This window comes from Gluconacetobacter dulcium (genome assembly GCF_014174165.1).
GTDB lineage: Bacteria > Pseudomonadota > Alphaproteobacteria > Acetobacterales > Acetobacteraceae > Gluconacetobacter > Gluconacetobacter dulcium.
The window spans coordinates 16,239-33,158 of record NZ_JABEQN010000020.1 but is presented as its reverse complement, the minus strand read 5'-3'; the positions used below and the strand labels follow the sequence as shown (position 1 = coordinate 33,158).

At 61.2% G+C, this 16,920-nt stretch carries 13 protein-coding genes, 2 pseudogenes and 1 other annotated feature; of the genes and pseudogenes, 7 read left to right on the top strand and 8 right to left on the bottom strand.

Annotated features, from left to right (window positions below):
- Nucleotides 1-130 precede the first annotated feature (130 nt).
- Both HLH25_RS14965 and HLH25_RS14960 read right to left on the bottom strand, forming a co-directional pair.
- The gene (locus HLH25_RS14965) at nt 131-1,231 is read right to left on the bottom strand and encodes an NADH:flavin oxidoreductase/NADH oxidase (protein ID WP_182974832.1); all 1,101 of its coding nucleotides are present in this window, start codon (nt 1,229-1,231) and stop codon (nt 131-133) included.
- A 43-nt stretch (nt 1,232-1,274) separates the two neighbouring features.
- A complete protein-coding gene (locus HLH25_RS14960) occupies nt 1,275-2,198 on the bottom strand; it encodes a LysR substrate-binding domain-containing protein (protein WP_182974831.1) in 924 nt (307 codons plus the stop codon).
- A 217-nt stretch (nt 2,199-2,415) separates the two neighbouring features.
- On the opposite strand from HLH25_RS14960, the gene HLH25_RS14955 reads away from it, so the two are divergent.
- The 4 genes from HLH25_RS14955 (at nt 2,416) to HLH25_RS14940 (ending at nt 6,956) form a co-directional block, all read left to right on the top strand.
- The gene (locus tag HLH25_RS14955; RefSeq protein WP_310888984.1) at nt 2,416-2,865 is read left to right on the top strand and encodes a lipocalin-like domain-containing protein; all 450 of its coding nucleotides are present in this window, start codon (nt 2,416-2,418) and stop codon (nt 2,863-2,865) included.
- Nucleotides 2,866-3,144: 279 nt separating this feature from the next.
- Entirely contained in the window at nt 3,145-4,782 is a 1,638-nt protein-coding gene (locus tag HLH25_RS14950; RefSeq protein WP_182974830.1) for an acetolactate synthase large subunit, read from the top strand.
- A gap of 484 nt (nt 4,783-5,266) precedes the next feature.
- Nucleotides 5,267-5,962 carry a YkgJ family cysteine cluster protein gene (locus HLH25_RS14945; protein WP_182974829.1) on the top strand — a complete coding sequence of 232 codons (696 nt, stop codon included), beginning with the start codon at nt 5,267-5,269 and terminating at the stop codon, nt 5,960-5,962.
- A gap of 172 nt (nt 5,963-6,134) precedes the next feature.
- On the top strand, nt 6,135-6,956 hold the full coding sequence (locus HLH25_RS14940) for a DUF429 domain-containing protein (RefSeq protein ID WP_182974828.1): 822 nt from the start codon (nt 6,135-6,137) through the stop codon (nt 6,954-6,956).
- Between the two features lie 163 nt (nt 6,957-7,119).
- Here the strand turns inward: HLH25_RS14940 and HLH25_RS14935 are convergent, their stop codons facing one another.
- From HLH25_RS14935 to HLH25_RS14925, 3 genes are all read right to left on the bottom strand, one after another.
- A complete protein-coding gene (locus tag HLH25_RS14935) occupies nt 7,120-7,371 on the bottom strand; it encodes a hypothetical protein (RefSeq protein ID WP_182974827.1) in 252 nt (83 codons plus the stop codon).
- Between the two features lie 177 nt (nt 7,372-7,548).
- Nucleotides 7,549-8,520: a VOC family protein gene (locus HLH25_RS14930; protein ID WP_310889122.1), complete on the bottom strand. Its 972-nt coding sequence runs from the start codon at nt 8,518-8,520 to the stop codon at nt 7,549-7,551.
- Nucleotides 8,521-8,982: 462 nt separating this feature from the next.
- Nucleotides 8,983-11,394 (bottom strand): TonB-dependent receptor, encoded by a 2,412-nt coding sequence (locus HLH25_RS14925; RefSeq protein WP_375272814.1) that lies wholly within the window; start codon nt 11,392-11,394, stop codon nt 8,983-8,985.
- Nucleotides 11,395-11,735: 341 nt separating this feature from the next.
- Between HLH25_RS14925 and HLH25_RS14920 the strand changes: the two are divergent.
- Nucleotides 11,736-12,597, top strand: a pseudogene (locus HLH25_RS14920) (DDE-type integrase/transposase/recombinase).
- Nucleotides 12,017-12,131: a sequence feature (AL1L pseudoknot), on the top strand. It overlaps the preceding pseudogene by 115 nt.
- 73 nt (nt 12,598-12,670) lie before the next feature.
- On the opposite strand, the gene HLH25_RS14915 reads toward HLH25_RS14920, so the two are convergent.
- Complete coding sequence (locus HLH25_RS14915) at nt 12,671-13,180, bottom strand: hypothetical protein (RefSeq protein ID WP_182974825.1); 510 nt, start codon at nt 13,178-13,180, stop codon at nt 12,671-12,673.
- A gap of 249 nt (nt 13,181-13,429) precedes the next feature.
- On the opposite strand from HLH25_RS14915, the gene HLH25_RS14910 reads away from it, so the two are divergent.
- Together HLH25_RS14910 and HLH25_RS14905 are read left to right on the top strand one after the other, a co-directional pair.
- The gene (locus HLH25_RS14910) at nt 13,430-13,591 is read left to right on the top strand and encodes a hypothetical protein (protein ID WP_182974824.1); all 162 of its coding nucleotides are present in this window, start codon (nt 13,430-13,432) and stop codon (nt 13,589-13,591) included.
- 620 nt (nt 13,592-14,211) lie between these two features.
- Nucleotides 14,212-14,721: a hypothetical protein gene (locus HLH25_RS14905; RefSeq protein ID WP_114727577.1), complete on the top strand. Its 510-nt coding sequence runs from the start codon at nt 14,212-14,214 to the stop codon at nt 14,719-14,721.
- A 236-nt stretch (nt 14,722-14,957) separates the two neighbouring features.
- Here the strand turns inward: HLH25_RS14905 and HLH25_RS14900 are convergent.
- Nucleotides 14,958-15,374 (bottom strand): annotated as a pseudogene (locus HLH25_RS14900) (IS5 family transposase); the annotation flags it as partial.
- A 172-nt stretch (nt 15,375-15,546) separates the two neighbouring features.
- Entirely contained in the window at nt 15,547-16,842 is a 1,296-nt protein-coding gene (locus HLH25_RS14895; RefSeq protein ID WP_182974823.1) for an NAD(P)/FAD-dependent oxidoreductase, read from the bottom strand.
- Nucleotides 16,843-16,920 lie beyond the last annotated feature (78 nt).

Genomic DNA, 16,920 nt, shown 5'->3' with positions numbered 1-16,920 from the left:
AGTCAGGAACTCACGGCGTTCCGGCAGTTCCCAACCGTCGATTTCCCAACCCTCGCGCCGTGAAACCTCAAGCGGCATCGCCATCCTCCGATGGCGGTGCCGTTTTTTCATCCCCTCCCGCAACCGGTCGTCAGACCGCGAACAGATCCCGATAGCGCGAAGGCTGGCACCGCAGATACTGGTCCGGCGCTTTCACCCGCGCCCCCAGATGGGCCGCCGCGTGCCACGGCCAGCGGGGGTCGTACAGGATCGTCCGCGCCAGCGCCACCATGTCCGCATCGCCGGTGGCGACGATCCCTTCCGCCTGGTCGAAATCGGTAATCAGGCCCACCGCCACCACGGGCAGATCCACCTGCTGCCGCACGGCCCGCGCCAGCGGAACCTGATAGCTGGGCGACACGGGAATCTCCTGCAACGGGCTCAATCCCGCACTGGAGACATGAACGGCATCGCACCCCCGTTCCTTCAGGCGCTGCGCGAAGGCCACAGTCTGGTCGATCGTCCATCCCCCGTCCACCCAGTCGGTACCCGAAACGCGGACCGAAACAGGCTTGTCCGGAAAGGACTGACGCACGGCATCGAAGACCTCCAGCGGAAAGCGCATACGGTTTTCCAGCGAGCCGCCATAATCGTCATCCCGAAGGTTGGACAGCGGCGAGAGGAACTGATGCAGCAGATAACCATGCGCGGCATGCACCTGCACCAGGTCCAGCCCCAGCCGCGCCGCCCGCTTCGCGGAGGCCGCGAAAGCCTCGCGCACCTGCCGCATGCCCGCGCGGTCCAAGGCCAGCGGCGCATGCGTCTCCGGCGTAAACGCCACGGCCGAAGGGGCGACCGTCCGCCATCCGTCCACGGCGTCGGGCGCGATCTGCCGCCCGCCTTTCCACGGCACCTCGCACGACGCCTTGCGCCCGGCATGCGAAAGCTGGATGCCCACCGGAATGTCCGACCACGCCCGCACACCGTCCAGAACGCGGCGCAGCGCCGCTTCCGTGCCGTCATCCCACAGCCCGACATCGCCATAGGTAATGCGGCCTTCCGGCAGCACGGCGGTCGCCTCGATCGTCAGCAGCCCGGCCCCCGACAGCGCCAGAGTCCCCAGATGGATCAGATGCCAGTCCGTCATCCGGCCCTCGGCCGCCGAATACTGGCACATCGGCGCAATGACGATCCGATTGGCCAGCGCAAGCCCACCGACCTCCACCGGCTGAAACAACCTCGATCGCGTCATGGAAATCCTCCGTCTTCATGCGGCGCGTTTTTCGGTCAGGCACTCATGCGCGGTAGGAAAACCCGCCGCACCGCCGCAGATAAGCCCGCAATTCCCGCAGGAACACATCCACATTCGCCCGCCCGCCCTGCCGGTGCGGCCGCAGCGCATAGAAATCGATGCTCTCCCCGGAAAGCTCCGGCAGAACATGCACCAGCTTGCCCGATTTCAGGTCGTCATGAACGTCGCACATCAGCTTGTAGGCGATTCCCTGCCCCGACAAGGCCCAGTCATGGATCACCTCGCAACTCGTCGAGGACAGGCGCGGCTGCACCGTCACCACCTCCCTGTTCTCCTCCTCGCCGAACGCCCAACGGTTGACCAGCGTCATGGATTTGCTGCGCCGCAGGCAAAGACAGTCATGCACCGCCAGATCCTGAAGCGTCGCAGGCGCCGCCGCGCGGGCCAGATAGGTCGGCGAGGCACACAGAATGCGCGTCGTCGAAGCCAGATGCGTCACGATGGCGGTCGGCATGTCGGGCATGCCCAGCCGCACGATCAGGTCCAGGCAGTCGCCGAATTCGTGCCGCCCCTCGCTGACCAGCGCCAGCCCGATTTTCAGTTCCGGATACCGTTCGTTGAACGCCTCCACGAAGGGCGCGATCAGGCGCCGCCCCAGTTCCAGCGGCGCGCCGATATTCAGGCTGCCCTGCGGCATCCGCTCGGCCGAGGAAATCTCGGCTTCCAGATCGGTGATATCGGTCACGATCCGCAGCGCGCGATCATACAGGATCTGCCCCGTGTCGCTCAGTTTGAAGCGCCGCGTGCTCCGGTTCACCAGGCAACTGCCCAGCCGGCCCTCCAGCCGGGCCAGCCGCCGCGACACCACGGCCGGCGAGGTCCCCATGCCGCGCGCCGCCTTGGTCATGCTCTGCGCCTCGGCCAGCATCACGAAGAACCTCAGATCGCCTACTTCATCGTAGATCATTTTTGGACGGCTCCCATTTTTGTCGCCTGAGCATAAATCTTTTGTCCCATTTTGAATAGAAAAAACCGCTCGAATGGCCTACAGTCCTCTCGTATAAATGAATAATTATTCACGAAACATCCAATGAAACAGTCAAAACAAGAACAATAAGAATACTGCCTGAAGCCACAAGGCTTCACTTACTTGGCCTTTTGTTTCAAGAGGAGTCATTCCAAAAGTGACGCAGTTAAAACACGCCCACTCCAACGATCTGGCACAGCAATTGATCGGCACCTGGAAGCTCGTTTCCTATCAGGTCGAAGACAAGAAGACCGGCGAGATGATCGAGGCCATGGGCGAAACCCCGCGCGGCCGGGTCGTTTTCACCGCCGACGGCTGGGTCGCCTTCAACCTGGAAGGCAGCGACCGCCAGCCGGCCGAGACGGACTGGGACCGCGCGCAGCTCATGAAAACGCTGGTTGCCTATATCGGCCGCTACCGGATCGAGCAGGACCAGTGGATCACCGACGTCGAAACCGCCTGGGCGCCCGAATGGGTCGGCACGGAACAACGGCGGACCGTCAGCGTCGAGGGTTCCTACGCCACCGTGGTCACGCCCTGGCGCGAAATGCCCAACTGGGCCGATCGCGGCGCCTCCCGCAGCCTGATCCGCTTCGAACGCGCCTGACCGCCAGACCGGAAATGCGCACCGGTGACGTGCGCATTCCCCCCCTGCGACACAACGGCAGCGCATGCGCATTCCGGGGACCAGACGGCCACGAATTGCCGATTGAGCCTTGTCACCGGATCTGTTCGGATACCCCCACCCGGATGGCTTTCGCCACGGGGAAACATCCCTGCACCATGACGGACCTGATTGGGATGTGAAGAGCCCGAACGCTTTCTTCCCTGTTCTTTCCGTAAAACGATGCATGACGGGTTCAAGGATCCGTCCGGAGATGATCATATGACAAAAGCATCAGACCTCCTCATCGCAGCCCTGGAAAACGAGGGCGTCGATCGAATTTTCGGCATTCCCGGCGAAGAGAATCTCGATATCGTGGAGTCTCTGCGCACGTCCTCGATCAAGCTCACGGTCACGCGCCACGAACAGGCGGCGGCCTTCATGGCCGCGACCCATGGCCGCCTCACGGGCAAGCCGGGCGTATGCCTCGCAACACTCGGTCCGGGCGCGCTCAATCTCGCCACCGGCGCCGCATACGCCCATCTGGGCGCGATGCCGATGGTGATGCTGACCGGCCAGAAGCCGATCCTGTCGGAACGCCAGGCCCGCTTCCAGATCGTCGACGTGGTGGCGACGATGCGCCCGCTCACCAAGATGGCGCGGCAGATCGTCTCCGCCCACATGATCCCGACCCTGATCCGCGACGCCTTCCGCGTGGCGGCGGAAGAACGTCCCGGCCCGGTCCACCTCGAACTGCCCGAAGACATCGCGCGCGAGGAATGCGGCAATCTGGCGCCGATCCATCCGCACCCCATCGACGCCCCCGTCGCCGGTGACGAGGCGCTGCGCATCGCGGCCAACCTGCTGCTGTCCGCCAAGCGCCCGCTGGTCATGCTGGGGGCCGCGGCCTCCCGCCCCCGCCTGGCCGGCAAATTGTATGAATTCTTCTCGCGCACGCGCCTGCCCTATTTCACGACCCAGATGGGCAAGGGCGCGGTCGGCGGATGCAGCGACCTCTACATGGGCACCGCCGCGCTGAGCGAACGCGATTACGTCCACGAGGCCATCGAACGCGCGGACCTGATCCTGTCGATCGGCCACGACACAGTCGAAAAACCCCCTTTCATCATGGGCGCCAACGGGCCGGACGTCGTGCATTTCGGCTACGAGCCCGCGCAGGTCGAACAGGTCTATTTCCCGCAGGCCGAAGTCATCGGCGATATCGGCGTCTCGCTGTCGCGCCTGGCCGATCAGGTCGAGGGCCGCCTCACCAACGCCGATGCCCTTCTCGGCCTGCGCGACGGCATCCTGGCGCACATCCTGGAGGGCTCGACCGACAATCGCTGGACGCCACAGCGGGTCGTCGCCGATATCCGCAAGGTCATGCCGCAGGACGGCATCGTGACGCTGGATAACGGGATGTACAAGATCTGGTTCGCGCGCAACTACCGCACCAGCGTCGCGAACACGCTCCTGCTGGACAACGCGCTGGCGACCATGGGCGCGGGCCTGCCATCGGCCATCGCGGCGGCCCTCCTCTACCCCGAGCGGCGCGTGCTGGCCGTCTCGGGCGATGGCGGCTTCATGATGAACAGCCAGGAGATCGAAACCGCCGTCCGCCTCAAGCTCAACCTCGTGTCCCTGATCATCGACGACGGCGCCTTCGGCATGATCCGCTGGAAACAGGCGGTCGATCATTTCCCCGATTACGGCATGACCTTCGGCAACCCCGATTTCGTCAAATACGCCGAATCCTACGGCGCCAGGGGCCATTTCGTCGAAAAGATCGAAGATTTCGAAGCAACACTCGAACGCGCCTTCGTCGAGGGCGGCGTGCAGATCATCGCCATCCCGATCGACTATTCCGACAATATCCGCGTACTGATCGACGAACTGAGCAAGCGCATCCCCGTCACCTGAACACTCTCCCCCCGCCGGGCGCCCGCATCCATCCCCCAACGGCGCCCGGTCATGGCGTAAGCCGGCCGCCCCGTCCGGTTCACCGACCGTACGAACCTGCCGACAGCGCATACGAAACCACACCTCAAAACAAAAAAATCCGTGGCATTCCGTAAATATTTTATCATTCGATCCCAATAAATCCACACACACCCCAAATGGAATCGACACCCGCCCGTCTTTCCATCAGGCAAAACAGACAGAAGCCAACATTCAGAAATCTTCTCTATTGACAGGCATTTTCCTTTGACCATCCCCGCCATTCATGACACCACGAAAAGAAATCCAGACACAAACCAACCCACGGCAACTGATCGACATATCCCCCGTTTCCTCTCCAAGCCCCTCTGAACACAATAGAAATCCGTCTTTCGATCAGGCCCGACCACAAACCTCAAAAGGCGCTCCCAGCAGAGCCTCCAGTCAATTCGGACCAAACCGTTTTATGAACACTGACGAGCCCGCCCCCCGCGATGCCTCGCCCCTCGCCGCCATGCGCCAGAAGATGAATCAGGCCGACGCCGCGTTCCGACGCGACCTGCCAGCCGCGCGAGACGAAGCCGATCTCCTTCGTCTCGCGCGGCGCACGCTCGACCTCTGCGAGGATGTCGCGGAGACACTCCGGCAGATCAGCCCCACCGCGCCACTGGCCTGCACAAAAGGCTGCGATACGTGCTGCCGCAGCCTGGTGCAGGTCAATCCGCTGTTCGCGCTTCTTGCCGTCCATGAGGCACGGCAGACCTTCCCGCCGGATCGCCTTCAGGCCCTGAAAGACCGCACGGAGGCCGGCGTCCCGTTCTGCCCGTTTCTCTTCGAGGGAAGCTGCTCGATCTACGCTGCCCGCCCCATGGTATGCAGGGGTTACTATAGCCTGAATGTCGATTTATGCAGGCAGGGAGATTTCTGCGAAAAGCATCTCGGCTACCAGGGCGATCAGGCGCACGCCGCGCACCAGTTCATGATCTTTCTGTTCGCCCTGGAAAAACGCCTGGAAAGCATCGAAGCCGAAATCGGCCTCCGGAACGAGCCCGTCTTTCTCAACACCGCAGCCCGGACGCTTCTCGCCACGCCCGATGCACCCGAGCGCTGGCGCACCGGCGCCCAGCCCTTCGACCCGCCGCCATTGCAACCCGAATCATAGCGGAAAAAGCCCATTCGTCCGGTGCGCCTGAATGCAGAATACCCTGCCGACCAGGCCCACCGCGCACGTCGTTGCGCGTCCGATCAATCGGACGCCACGACTGACGATGAGCGATATATTTACACCCCGCCCCTATGCTCTCGCGCGAGAAACTCGCCCCAGGGAGGCAGGCATGGACATGTATATCGGCTTCGATTCCGCATGGACCGACAGCCCGAAGGCACCCGGTGCCATCTGCGCCGTCGGTATCGAGAACAGCCATCCAGCATGCTTCCACCCACCGCGACGGGTTTCCTTCGACCAGGCTCTCGCCTTCATCCAGACCGTCCGCTCCCGACACGGCACCACACTTGTCGCGCTGGATCAACCGACGATCGTGCCCAATGCCACCGGCATGCGGCCGGTAGAGCGGGTAGCCGCCACCCTCGTCAGTTGGCTTGGCGGCGGCGTGCAGCCGGCCAATCGGGGGCGATCGGGCATGTTCTGCAACGCCTCGCCAATCTGGCGTTTCCTGACGGCATTGAACGCCAAGGAGCATCCCGAGGAAGCGCGGCAGGCGACCAGCGGACTCTATCTGATGGAGGTCTTCCCGGCTCTCGCACTGGCATCACTACGCGACGACTTCTACGGGCGGCTAAACGCGCCCCGATATAATCCGGCGCGCGCAAAGACCTTTCGCATGGCCGACTGGATCCACGTCGCGACATGCGCCGCGCAACAGGCCCGGCTTCTGGGCTGCACGGAACTGGCGGAATGGTGCCGCGTCGCGGGTGAAACGGCCAGCCCCCGCAAGCCGGATCAGGACAAGCTGGACGCGGCACTCTGTGTGCTGATCGCGCTCCATTGGCGGCTACGCCATCGTGAAGCGTCCTTGCTCCTTGGCGATCGATGTTCGGGCTACATGGTTCTGCCGGCAAGTCAGCCGGTGCGCGAATATCTGACGCGATCTGCCCGCAGACTTTCGGTAAAGATAGACGGCAGCATCCCGATCTGACAACCACAGCCCCGCCACAGGAATCGAGGCCGGGTTACCGGCACCGGGTAAGGTGGCCGCGTCGCGACGATCATGGCCGGGGACCGCGCGCACCGCACATCAGCGCGCCATAGCGGCCCGAAAACGGGCCGCCGGGAGGTCACTGATATAAACGGTCGTCCGATCACGCCGCGTCAGTGATGCCTCCCACCACCGCCGGGGCCGCCACGACCACCGCCACCGCCCCCATGGCCGCCCCCGGGACCACCACCATGTCCGCCACCGCCAGGACCGCCGGGTCCACCGCCACCATGTCCGCCGCGACCACCGCCACCATATCCACCGCCACCGGGGCGACCATCCCCGCGCCCTCCGCCCCCGCGTCCGCCGAAACCGCCACCACCATGTGGTCCACCACGCCAGCGACCGCCGACATAGGGGCCGACCCGATATCCGGGGCCCCAGCCGCCGCCCCAGCCACCACCCCAGCCGGGGCCGTAGTCGTAATAGCCGCCATTTCCACCGCCATACCCACCATAATCGGCACAACCGCCAAGAAGCCCGATGAGGGAAAGCGCGCCGATCATGATGCGGACGCGAAAGAAACCGCGCTTCATTTCGCGTTCTCCGTCTGCTCTGCTGGCGTCGGGTCGGCCCCATGCCATTCCATAAGCCCGAACACCGTTCCGGCGGGGTCCGACACGATTGCGATCATCACGTTCCGGCGGTCCGGATGCGGCTGGACCAGCACCTTTCCACCCAGCCGCTCGACCGCTTCGGCCGAGGCGCCAACACCATCCACCTGAACGAAGGTCACCCAGCGCCCCCGAGCGTTGGGCAGCACGCGCGCCGGCAGCGGGTTGACGGTCCCCCGCGTGACGGATTGAGACAGCAGCAGATACGCGGTGTCCTTGGTCGCATCCGGCGCGGCCTGCACCTGATAGCCGAAGACCTTCTGATAGAATCCGGCAGCCGTGAACGGGTCGCGCGTCAGCAGAGCGCTCCAGATCCATTCGCCCTGCGCGGGCGGCACGTCGTCGTCCGGCGCGTCCCCCGTCCGGGCATGGAAGGCGGCAAAAGGCGCGCCCTGCGGATCAGCCAGGATCGTTTCCTCCCCTTGCGCAAGACCGCTCTCGGCGACGGCGGCAGGCGGCATGATCACCCTGCCACCCCAATATGTCGTCTTGGCCACCGCATCGGCCGGATCGATTACCGAGAGCACAGGCAACCACGCCGGACTCCCATGCCGTGGGGGATGAGGCCGTTCGATCAGACTGGCGACCGGCCGATCATGAACCAGGGCCACGACCGCCCGCCCCCGTGGGCTGGTCGCATCGCGGTACGTCCACCCAAGCAACGCGCCATAGAAGGCTTTTGCCGCGTCCAGGTCCGGCGTCGCGAGTTCGGCGTAAAGCAGCTTTCCCGGCATGTGCGCTACAGAGGACACCGCCTCAACGAACGGGGCATCGTCGGCAACGGCCGGCCGGGCAAGGCTCGCCAGGGCCATCCCCAATGTAACCCCGAGCACCGCCACGCGGCGCCCGGATATATGCCAGCGAAACACGCGCGGGTTCAGTAATGACACGTCTGGAGTTCCTCTCTTCCGACCGGCGCCAGGCAGCGGCCCCGTATGAAGCGGCACGAGTTCCCGCACCGGGCGACGAAGCAGTCTGCGTGTGATGGCAATAACACCGAACCCCTTATGCGCGTTTCACTGCCTGCATGGGTAAAAGCCTGCATGAGTAAAAGTCTTCGTGCGCAAAAATTCCGACGATGACGCATCCTCACGGGGCGCGCGGTTTCCGGCAGACATGCGCCCACCCGGGATGATCAGGCAGCAATCATCCAGACACGAAGAGGCGACAGCATGGCAGCCGTGCGCTCCATGCGCGCCAAAAAGAAAATGCGCGCCGGCAGCGAGCCAACGCGCATTTCCAGGCATGCTCAACCGAACCTGCCCCATTCTGTCCCATCAAACCGTTGCCGGACAGACACACCGCCCGGCAGGCGGCAAGCCAGGAAAACCCTTCGCTGTCTCCGCCCGCCCTTACGGGAAGGTGGCCGAAAGCGTCGCCATGACGACAAACGGAGAGCCGATAACATAGGTCGGCTGAGAACCGCTGAGCTTCTTCCCGGTGACGATGCCCGTCTGCGCCGCCGCATTGGTCGTATAGCCATACATCGAGGACAGGTAATGCGCGTCCCCGATATTGACCAGATTGATCTTCAGCTTGGGCGAGATATTCCCGATCTTCGGCAGACGCCGCCCGAAGCCGAGATTGGCGGTGATGTAATGGGGAATGCTCTGGTCGTTCATCAGGGTCGAGTACTGGGAATCCGTATATTGCAAATTAAAGTTCCCGAACCAGGTCCCATCGTTATAGGTCAGGCCGAGCGAGCCTGAGAATTTCGGCGCCCCGACCTCCTGCTTTCCCTTGGTCGCCAGATAGTCGCCGGCATAGGCAATATTGTTGCCATTACGGGTATGCATATACTGGCCGGAGGCATAGACGCTCACATGGTGCCAGGGATGCGTAGCCACTTCCGCCTGAATGCCATAGGCCTCCAGCCCACCGGCATTGATCAACTGCGAAATCGTGGAGGTCGATCCGGGCTGGTAGCTCAGGGCGGAAATCTGATGGTTGGTAACGTTGTAATGGAACCCGGCCACATTGGCCATCACGGCGCCACTATAGCGATACCCGATTTCCTCGGTGATCATATATTCCGGCTTGTAATCCGACATCGGTATGGACGCAGGCTTGCCGGTAGAACGGCTGTACGTCGCAAGCTGGGAGCTCAGTCCCGCCGGGAGATGATAGCCAGTCGTGCCGTTGATATAGATCTGATGATGCGGATTGAACTGATAATTGATCAGAACCTGAGGTGACGGAACGAAGACATTCTTGATCGACTTGTAATTGTTTCCGACAACACCTGGCAGATCCTGGGTATATTGCCGATTGGCCATCGCCATCCTGATACCGCCATCGATCGTCAGGCGATGGTTGAAGAACGATATCTTGTCGTCAACGGCAAAGCTGTTCAATTGCTGCAAGGCATTTTCATTATCTTCGTTCAGAGGAACCCCGCCGTTCGCCGTCAGCGGCACCTTGGAACTCCATTGCCCGGTGCTGCTGACAGGATAGAACCGCTCGCTCGCCGCTTCCTGGGCGTAGGAATACCAGTACGACACGCTCAGCGTATTGAATTTATGCTGCCAGTGCCCGACCAGATTCACACCTGACGACAAGGTGTACCAGTCCGAAATCTCCGCTCCCGTCAGCTTGCTGCTGGTCGGATCATATCCAGGAAGATTATTGTAATTATCGAGATATTTATAGGGAACCGCACCGACATAGCCATTCTTGACCGGGATCGTCTCCCCATAATAGTAAGGTCCATGAAACTCGACCGAATAGGCTTCCGCGTCGAGGCTCAGCCCATGACCGAAACTGAAATGGTTTTTCAGCGCGCCGTAATACGATCCGGTATTCTTGCCGTTCAGGTCCTGGTAATGCGTATCTCCGGGCGAATAATGGTCATCCAGCCCGTAATTCATCCCATAGGTTTTCCAGTTCGCCAGCGATGGATACAGCCATTCATTCTGCGCGGCCTGCGTAAAACCGAAAATAATTTCGGAATTGCTGTTGGCCGTCCAGCTCTTCGTCAGTGCCGCGTCCACATGCCATTTCCTGATATCACCCGTCCCGCGCCACATGTCAGAACGCGCGTAAGACCCGGAAATGAAGCCACGAACGCCCGTATGCCCGATCTCACCGGTATCGTAGCGAATGAAATCCTTATTGGTACCATAAGAGCCACCGGACGCGGCAACATAGAAATTCTGCTTGTCGGACGGCCTGCGGATCGAAGCGGAAATCTCGGCGCCAGTCGCATTGTAGGTAGGCGAATTGATATCCACCGATCCCTGCATCACATTGATCTGGCTGATATTCTCGCTATCCACCAGTGACGGGGTATATGTGCTGTAGGTAAAGGGATTCGCGGCCGGCATTCCCTCCAGCGTCACGCCGATTTCCGCCTGGGCCATGCCCCGGATATGAAGCGTCGAGAACGAGGTCGTCAGCGGACCTTCACTGGCGGAGACGACACCAGGCACCATCTGGATAAGGGACTCGATCGTCGAGGTCGGCGACTGCATATCGATATAGTCATGGGTCAGCGTACTGACGGTCTTCGGCGTCGTATGCTTCACCATCATACCGCCCCCCGCCATGGTCCGGTATCCCAGAACATCCAGTTTCTCAGCTTTCGATTTCTCGACCGATCTGGAAGATTTCCCATCCTTCGCGGCAGCAGCGGATGTACCGTTCCCGCCCGGCGTCCAATGCGCCGTGCCGTCATTGGAATCAGTCTTCTGATTCTTGCCCGCCGCGTCGGCGGCCGTGCCGTAACAACATATGACACATGCCGAAAAAAGAAGATATTTCTTCACTTGAGTCCCCTGGTACCATGCTGCCGCCACCGCTCCGACATCCGCGGAACGACCAGCGTCGATCTATCGATCCGGATCGGTCGCCAGAGAGACACCGCCCATACAGGGAACCCTCAACGAAGCGGGCTCTTCTTCATTGAACTGTCATAAACCAAGCTTTCTTCTGCAAAAGATTCCGCCTACGCAGAATCAACGTCGCAACATTCAGGGGCCCGCCAGCACGTCCACTTGCAGATCATGGTTGACGACAACATCCGTCCATGCACGCCGCTTATGGCCCGGTGCGTTGTCTGAAGCGTCCCGGGTTTCCCGGAGGCTCCTATCTGCGAGAAGGAGCTATCATGAACACGATGAGCCAGAGATTTTCTCCTGAGGTCCGGGAACGTGCGGTCCGTATGGTTGGTGAGCATCGGGCCGACTACGGCTCGGAATGGCCTGCGATGACATCGATTGCTGCCAGGATTGGTTGCCCGGCGGAGACTTTGTGCCGCTGGTGCCGCGATGAGGCCAGGCGGCGAGAGGGGCCGGCTGGGCAAGCTGGTGACGAGCGGGTTCGGCTCAAGGAGCTTGAACGCGAGGTCAAGGAATTGCGCCGCGCCAATGAGATCCTGCGCAAGACCTCCGCGTATTTTGCGATGGCGGAGTTCGACCGCCGCGGGAAATGATGATGTCGTTCATCGACGGCCATCGTGAGGAGTTGGGTATCGAGCCGATCTGCCGCGAACTGGCGATCGCCCCATCCTCCTGTCATGAACATGCCGCGCGTATGCCCGGCGCGTCGTCGGCTGGAAGGTCAGCACGTCGGCCACTGCCGGCTTCGTGCTCGACGCCCTGGAGCAGGCGATCCATGCACGCAGGCCCAGCCCCGAGGATGCTTTGATCCACCAAAGTGACCGGGGCGTCCAATACCTAGCCATGAACTATACCCAACGCCTGGCCGAGGCCAATCTGGTGCCTTCGGTCGGTAGCGTCGGGGATTCCTGTGACAACGCCCTGGCCGAGACCATCAACGGCCTCTACAAGGCCGAAATCATCTGCCGGCAAGCCTCTTGGCCAAGCGTATCGGCCGTGGAAATGGCAACATTACGCTGGGTCGATTGGTTCAACAACCACCGCCTCTTTGGTCCTATCGGCTATATCCCTCCCGCCGAGGCCGAGGCCAACTACTATGCAGCCCTTCAGATCATCGATATGGCTGCGTGACTCAAACCAATTAGCCTCCGGGAAACCCGGGACGCTTCAGAGCCTGAAGAGGAGCAAGCCCGGAGACACAATGTCAGAGCTTCTGCCTCATGTGCTCACGTAACTCGTTGCACTTTTTAGCGTAATGCGAGGCTTTCGAGGCGGTGAAGAGATTGACACCCAACGCCCCCGCCAAAGAAATAAAGGAAAGGCTCGTCAGCATTTCGCCAGACAAGGAAAGCGTATCGTTATAGTGAATAGCCGAATACCACAGCAGACCAAGGCTCAATATAGCGCCAAAAAAGCCGAACACCCCAGTCGAGCGCATGAGAGAATCTTCAACACTCTCGAACGCGGCGGTCTCCCGCCACAGATCGAATAACTGTCGATCCACGGCCCCAACGGCTTCGGCGTGATCGCTCTTTTCAACCGCCGTCCGCTTATGGGGATTCTTCCTGTGGATCTCCAGTTCTTCTCTCGCCTTGGCAAAGACGCGCCGCCGTTCCTTGATCGCGGGCAGGCTGATATCCACAAAACTCAATATAGCCACGTTGAGACCCGCGGATAATTGCGTGATCGCCTGAAAATCTCCCCAAGTCGTCATCCAGGTTGCGCCCTTTTTACCCACTTTACCTTACGAAGCGGAATTCATAATGAAAAATGCCCCCCAAAGGTAGTCAGGGGAACGCACACCTGCCCTTAATGATCGGTCGCGATTCATGGGCGCATTCCACCGCTGCCAGGCACCCGGATACCGACCATATTGGCTCCGCCCGAATTTAAGGCTTAACTCGCTCCCGGTCCGCGGATCGCGCGATCTGATGGCCGATCTCAAATCTGAAGGACGAACTCAATGGCGTTGCATCCAAAAGAGAAAGCCGAACAGATGGCAAAGGAACTCGGGGCCCAGGCTCTGCCGGAAGCCGAGAAGCGCTATGGCGTGGCGCTGGAAATGCTGGACCTCAAGGAACAGGGCTTCTGGCTCGACGTGATCGAACACATCAAGACACAATAAAACCACCTCCCTGGAACCGCCCCGGCCACACAGGTCGGGGCAGATCCTGGCGTGCATAGCGGCCATTGAAAAATGGCTCCGTGCCCCCGTCGGCAGGCTGCCGTGCTGACAGGCATATGCGGTTGCCGCTCTTCGCACGCGCCAGATGCGTCTGCTCTGGGTCACACTCCCTGCCACGAGCCCGCCTTGTCGCCTGGGTCGATCGTGCGGTTGCCTCAAGGGTTTGCCAGCGTCGATCTGCCAGCGTCGCGCCGGACGATGCAACAGGGTCAGGATAGCCTCCGTTCCGGCCCACAATCCCTGCCATCCCATTCTCACTGTTCGGTCCAATCAGGCAGCCCCTGCGTGCGCGATCGCCAGATCGTCCCAAAATTCATCCCATTTCCCAATCACCACCTCGGATCTTCATCTTTCCGGTATCATCGAACCATCATGAATGGCGGCTGGCCTCGACGGTCAGAGCCAATCTGGAAATACACATTGGCAGCGGCTCTCTTTCGGACCGGCGCGTAGGTATTTGATCCTTATAAGGGCAGATGCGCGTTCCTCTTACTACCTGTCGTGGGCATCGTTCATTAACTCTGTCCAGTACCGATACAGGGAAAGAGGACTCAACCCAGATGACGACTTGGGGAGATTTTCAGGCGATCGCGCAATTATCCGCGGGCCTCAATGTGGCTATATTCAGCTTCGTGGACATCAGCCTGCCCGCGATCAAGGAGCGACGGCGCGTCTTCGCCAAGGCGAGAGAAGAACTAGAGATCCACAGAAAGAACCCCCACAAGCGCACACCGGAAGAAGAGAGCAAGCACACCGAAGCCGTCGGAGCCATAGATCGGCAGTTATTCGATTTATGGCGGGAAACAGCCGCGTTTGAGAGCACTGAAGACTCTCTCCTGCGTTCAACGGGGGTATTCGGTTTCTTCGGTGCCGTATTGAGCCTTGCTCTCTTGTGGTATTCAGCCACGCATTATGACGACACGCTTTCCACATTCGGCGAGAGTCTGACGAGCCTCTCTTTTATTTCCTTGGCGGGCGCATTGTGCGTCAATCTCTTCACCGCCTCGAAAGCCTCGCGTTACGCCAAAAGATGCAATGAATTGCGCGAACGCATGCGGCAGGAACTTTGACTCCGAAAGTTTTCGTTCGCCAGACAAGACCCCCGGTCAAGATTGCCGTTTCGCCCGCCTTTCATGCGACCTGTCCACAGTCTTACCACCATCGACTTGCTAACTTGCGCCGTCTCGACCCTGGCCGCCTCGCCAGAGGTCGCAGAGGCTGCTTCAAACGTTCGATCGACACCACATCCCTGCGTCGGAGTTGCGACCCTGCCGCGCCCTTGACCGCCTGGCAACGCGAGGGTCTGTTATGGCTTGATCCAGTCTGCTGCGGCAGCGATGTGGATGACGGCGACGAACGATGTTGCTGTTTTTTCGTATCCGGTTGTGACAGCACGCGACTCCTTGAGGCGAGCCCAGAGGTTCTCAACGAGATGCCGGTACCGGTAGACCCATTTTGGGCAGGCGACCGCCCCATCGCGTCGTTTCGCAGGAATGGCGGGCCGGGCTCCCATGTCCCATATCCGTTCACGAAAGGCGTTCGACGCGTAGCCCTTGTCCGCCACGACCCACAGGGGAATGGCGGGAAGGCTGTCGAGCATGGCTGGTGCCAGGGACAGTTCATGAGGCTGTCCAAGGGTCAGCGCAAAACCAAAGGCTTTTCCATGACCATCAGCGATCACGCAGACTTTCGTGCCATAACCGCCGCGAGAGCGGCCAAGTGCTCACGATCGCTGCTATCGTGCGCCGCAGATCATGGGGCGGCGTCTTGCCTCGTGACCGAACCGCCTCAATCAGAGGTTCCCAGATCGCCCATGTCTCGTCCGTAAAAGTGCCCGTTCCTTCTCCTTCTTCCATCCCATACAATATGGGAAGAATTTTAAAATTTAACAGACCCTAGGTAAAACGGTCAAGGCGATAGGGGGTAGCCTCGACGATCGGGGCCTGTCCAGTCAGCAGATCGACAGCCAACGCGCCTGCGGCGAGAGACGTGCCGAACCCGTGGCCGGAAAAGCCCGACGCAAGCGTAAGCCCCGGCATTTTCGTCACCGCGCCGATCACGGGAAGAGAATCAGGCGTGATATCCATGGTCCCCGCCCAGCTCTGCGCGACGGCCGCGTTGCCAAAGGTCGGCCATGCCCGCACGAGATTGTCCATGGCCTCGGCAACCAGCGCCGCATTCGCAGCAGGGTCCTTGACGCGCACGCGCTCGAACGGCGAAACGGCGGCCTTGTCCCAGCGGCGCGCCAGCATAAGGTCTTCGACGAACTCGCGACCGATCCCAATCCGCAGGTTCCCGATCTGCTGACGTAATGTCGGCAGATAGCGCATCCCGATCCGCAGATGGTCCAGTGTCAGGGGCGCGTCCAATGCACCACGTTGGGTAATGGTGTAGCCACCATCCAGCCGTTTGCGGAACGAGAAATCGGGTGCTCCGACAGCGATCTCGCCCATACCGTCCAGAGGGCTCGTGCGCAAAGCCGAGCAGACCAGCGGCAGGGTCGGCAGGCCGATTCCCAGATTTCCCAAAAAACGCCGGGACCACAGGCCCCCGGCAAGCAGAACCTGCTCACACCGCATTTCGCCGCGCTCGGTGACGAGGCCCTTGACCTGTCCCCCCTCCATGGAGAGCGTGCGTACGGCACATTGTTCGACGATGATCGCGCCATGCCTGGTCGCCGCACGGGCGATCGCACTGGCCGCGCGTGTCGGCTCGGCACGCCCGTCAGAAGGGGTGTAGATGCCGCCAGCCCAGGTCCCCTGGCCATGCGGCACCAACATATCGACCTGGGGTGCCGTCAGCAGGCGCGAATCAAGCGACAGGTCGCGAACGGAGTCGAGCCAACCCCGATGCATGTCCATCTCGGCCTGTGTCCGAGCCAGATACATAATACCCGCCTGCCGGTAGCCGACATCCTCGCCCACCCGCGCGGCGAGGCCGGCCCACAGCCGGTCGGCCACGCAAGCCAGGGGAACATCGGCGACCGATCGACCCATCTTGCGAATCCAGCCCAGATTGCGGGAGGATTGCTCGCCCGCCAAACGGCCCTTTTCCAGCACGACGACCGGAATACCGCGCTCGGCGAGCACAAGCGCCGCCGTCAAACCGACGATCCCTCCCCCGATGATGCCGACGACGGTCGAAGACGGAAGATCCTCCGAGGTCGGAACGGGAGACACGACTGGAGCCATGGGAACAAGCCTCGACGACAGGAAAGGAAAGACACGGCGTGGTGACAGCACGCCTTCAGAGCCTGACCGAAAATGTGG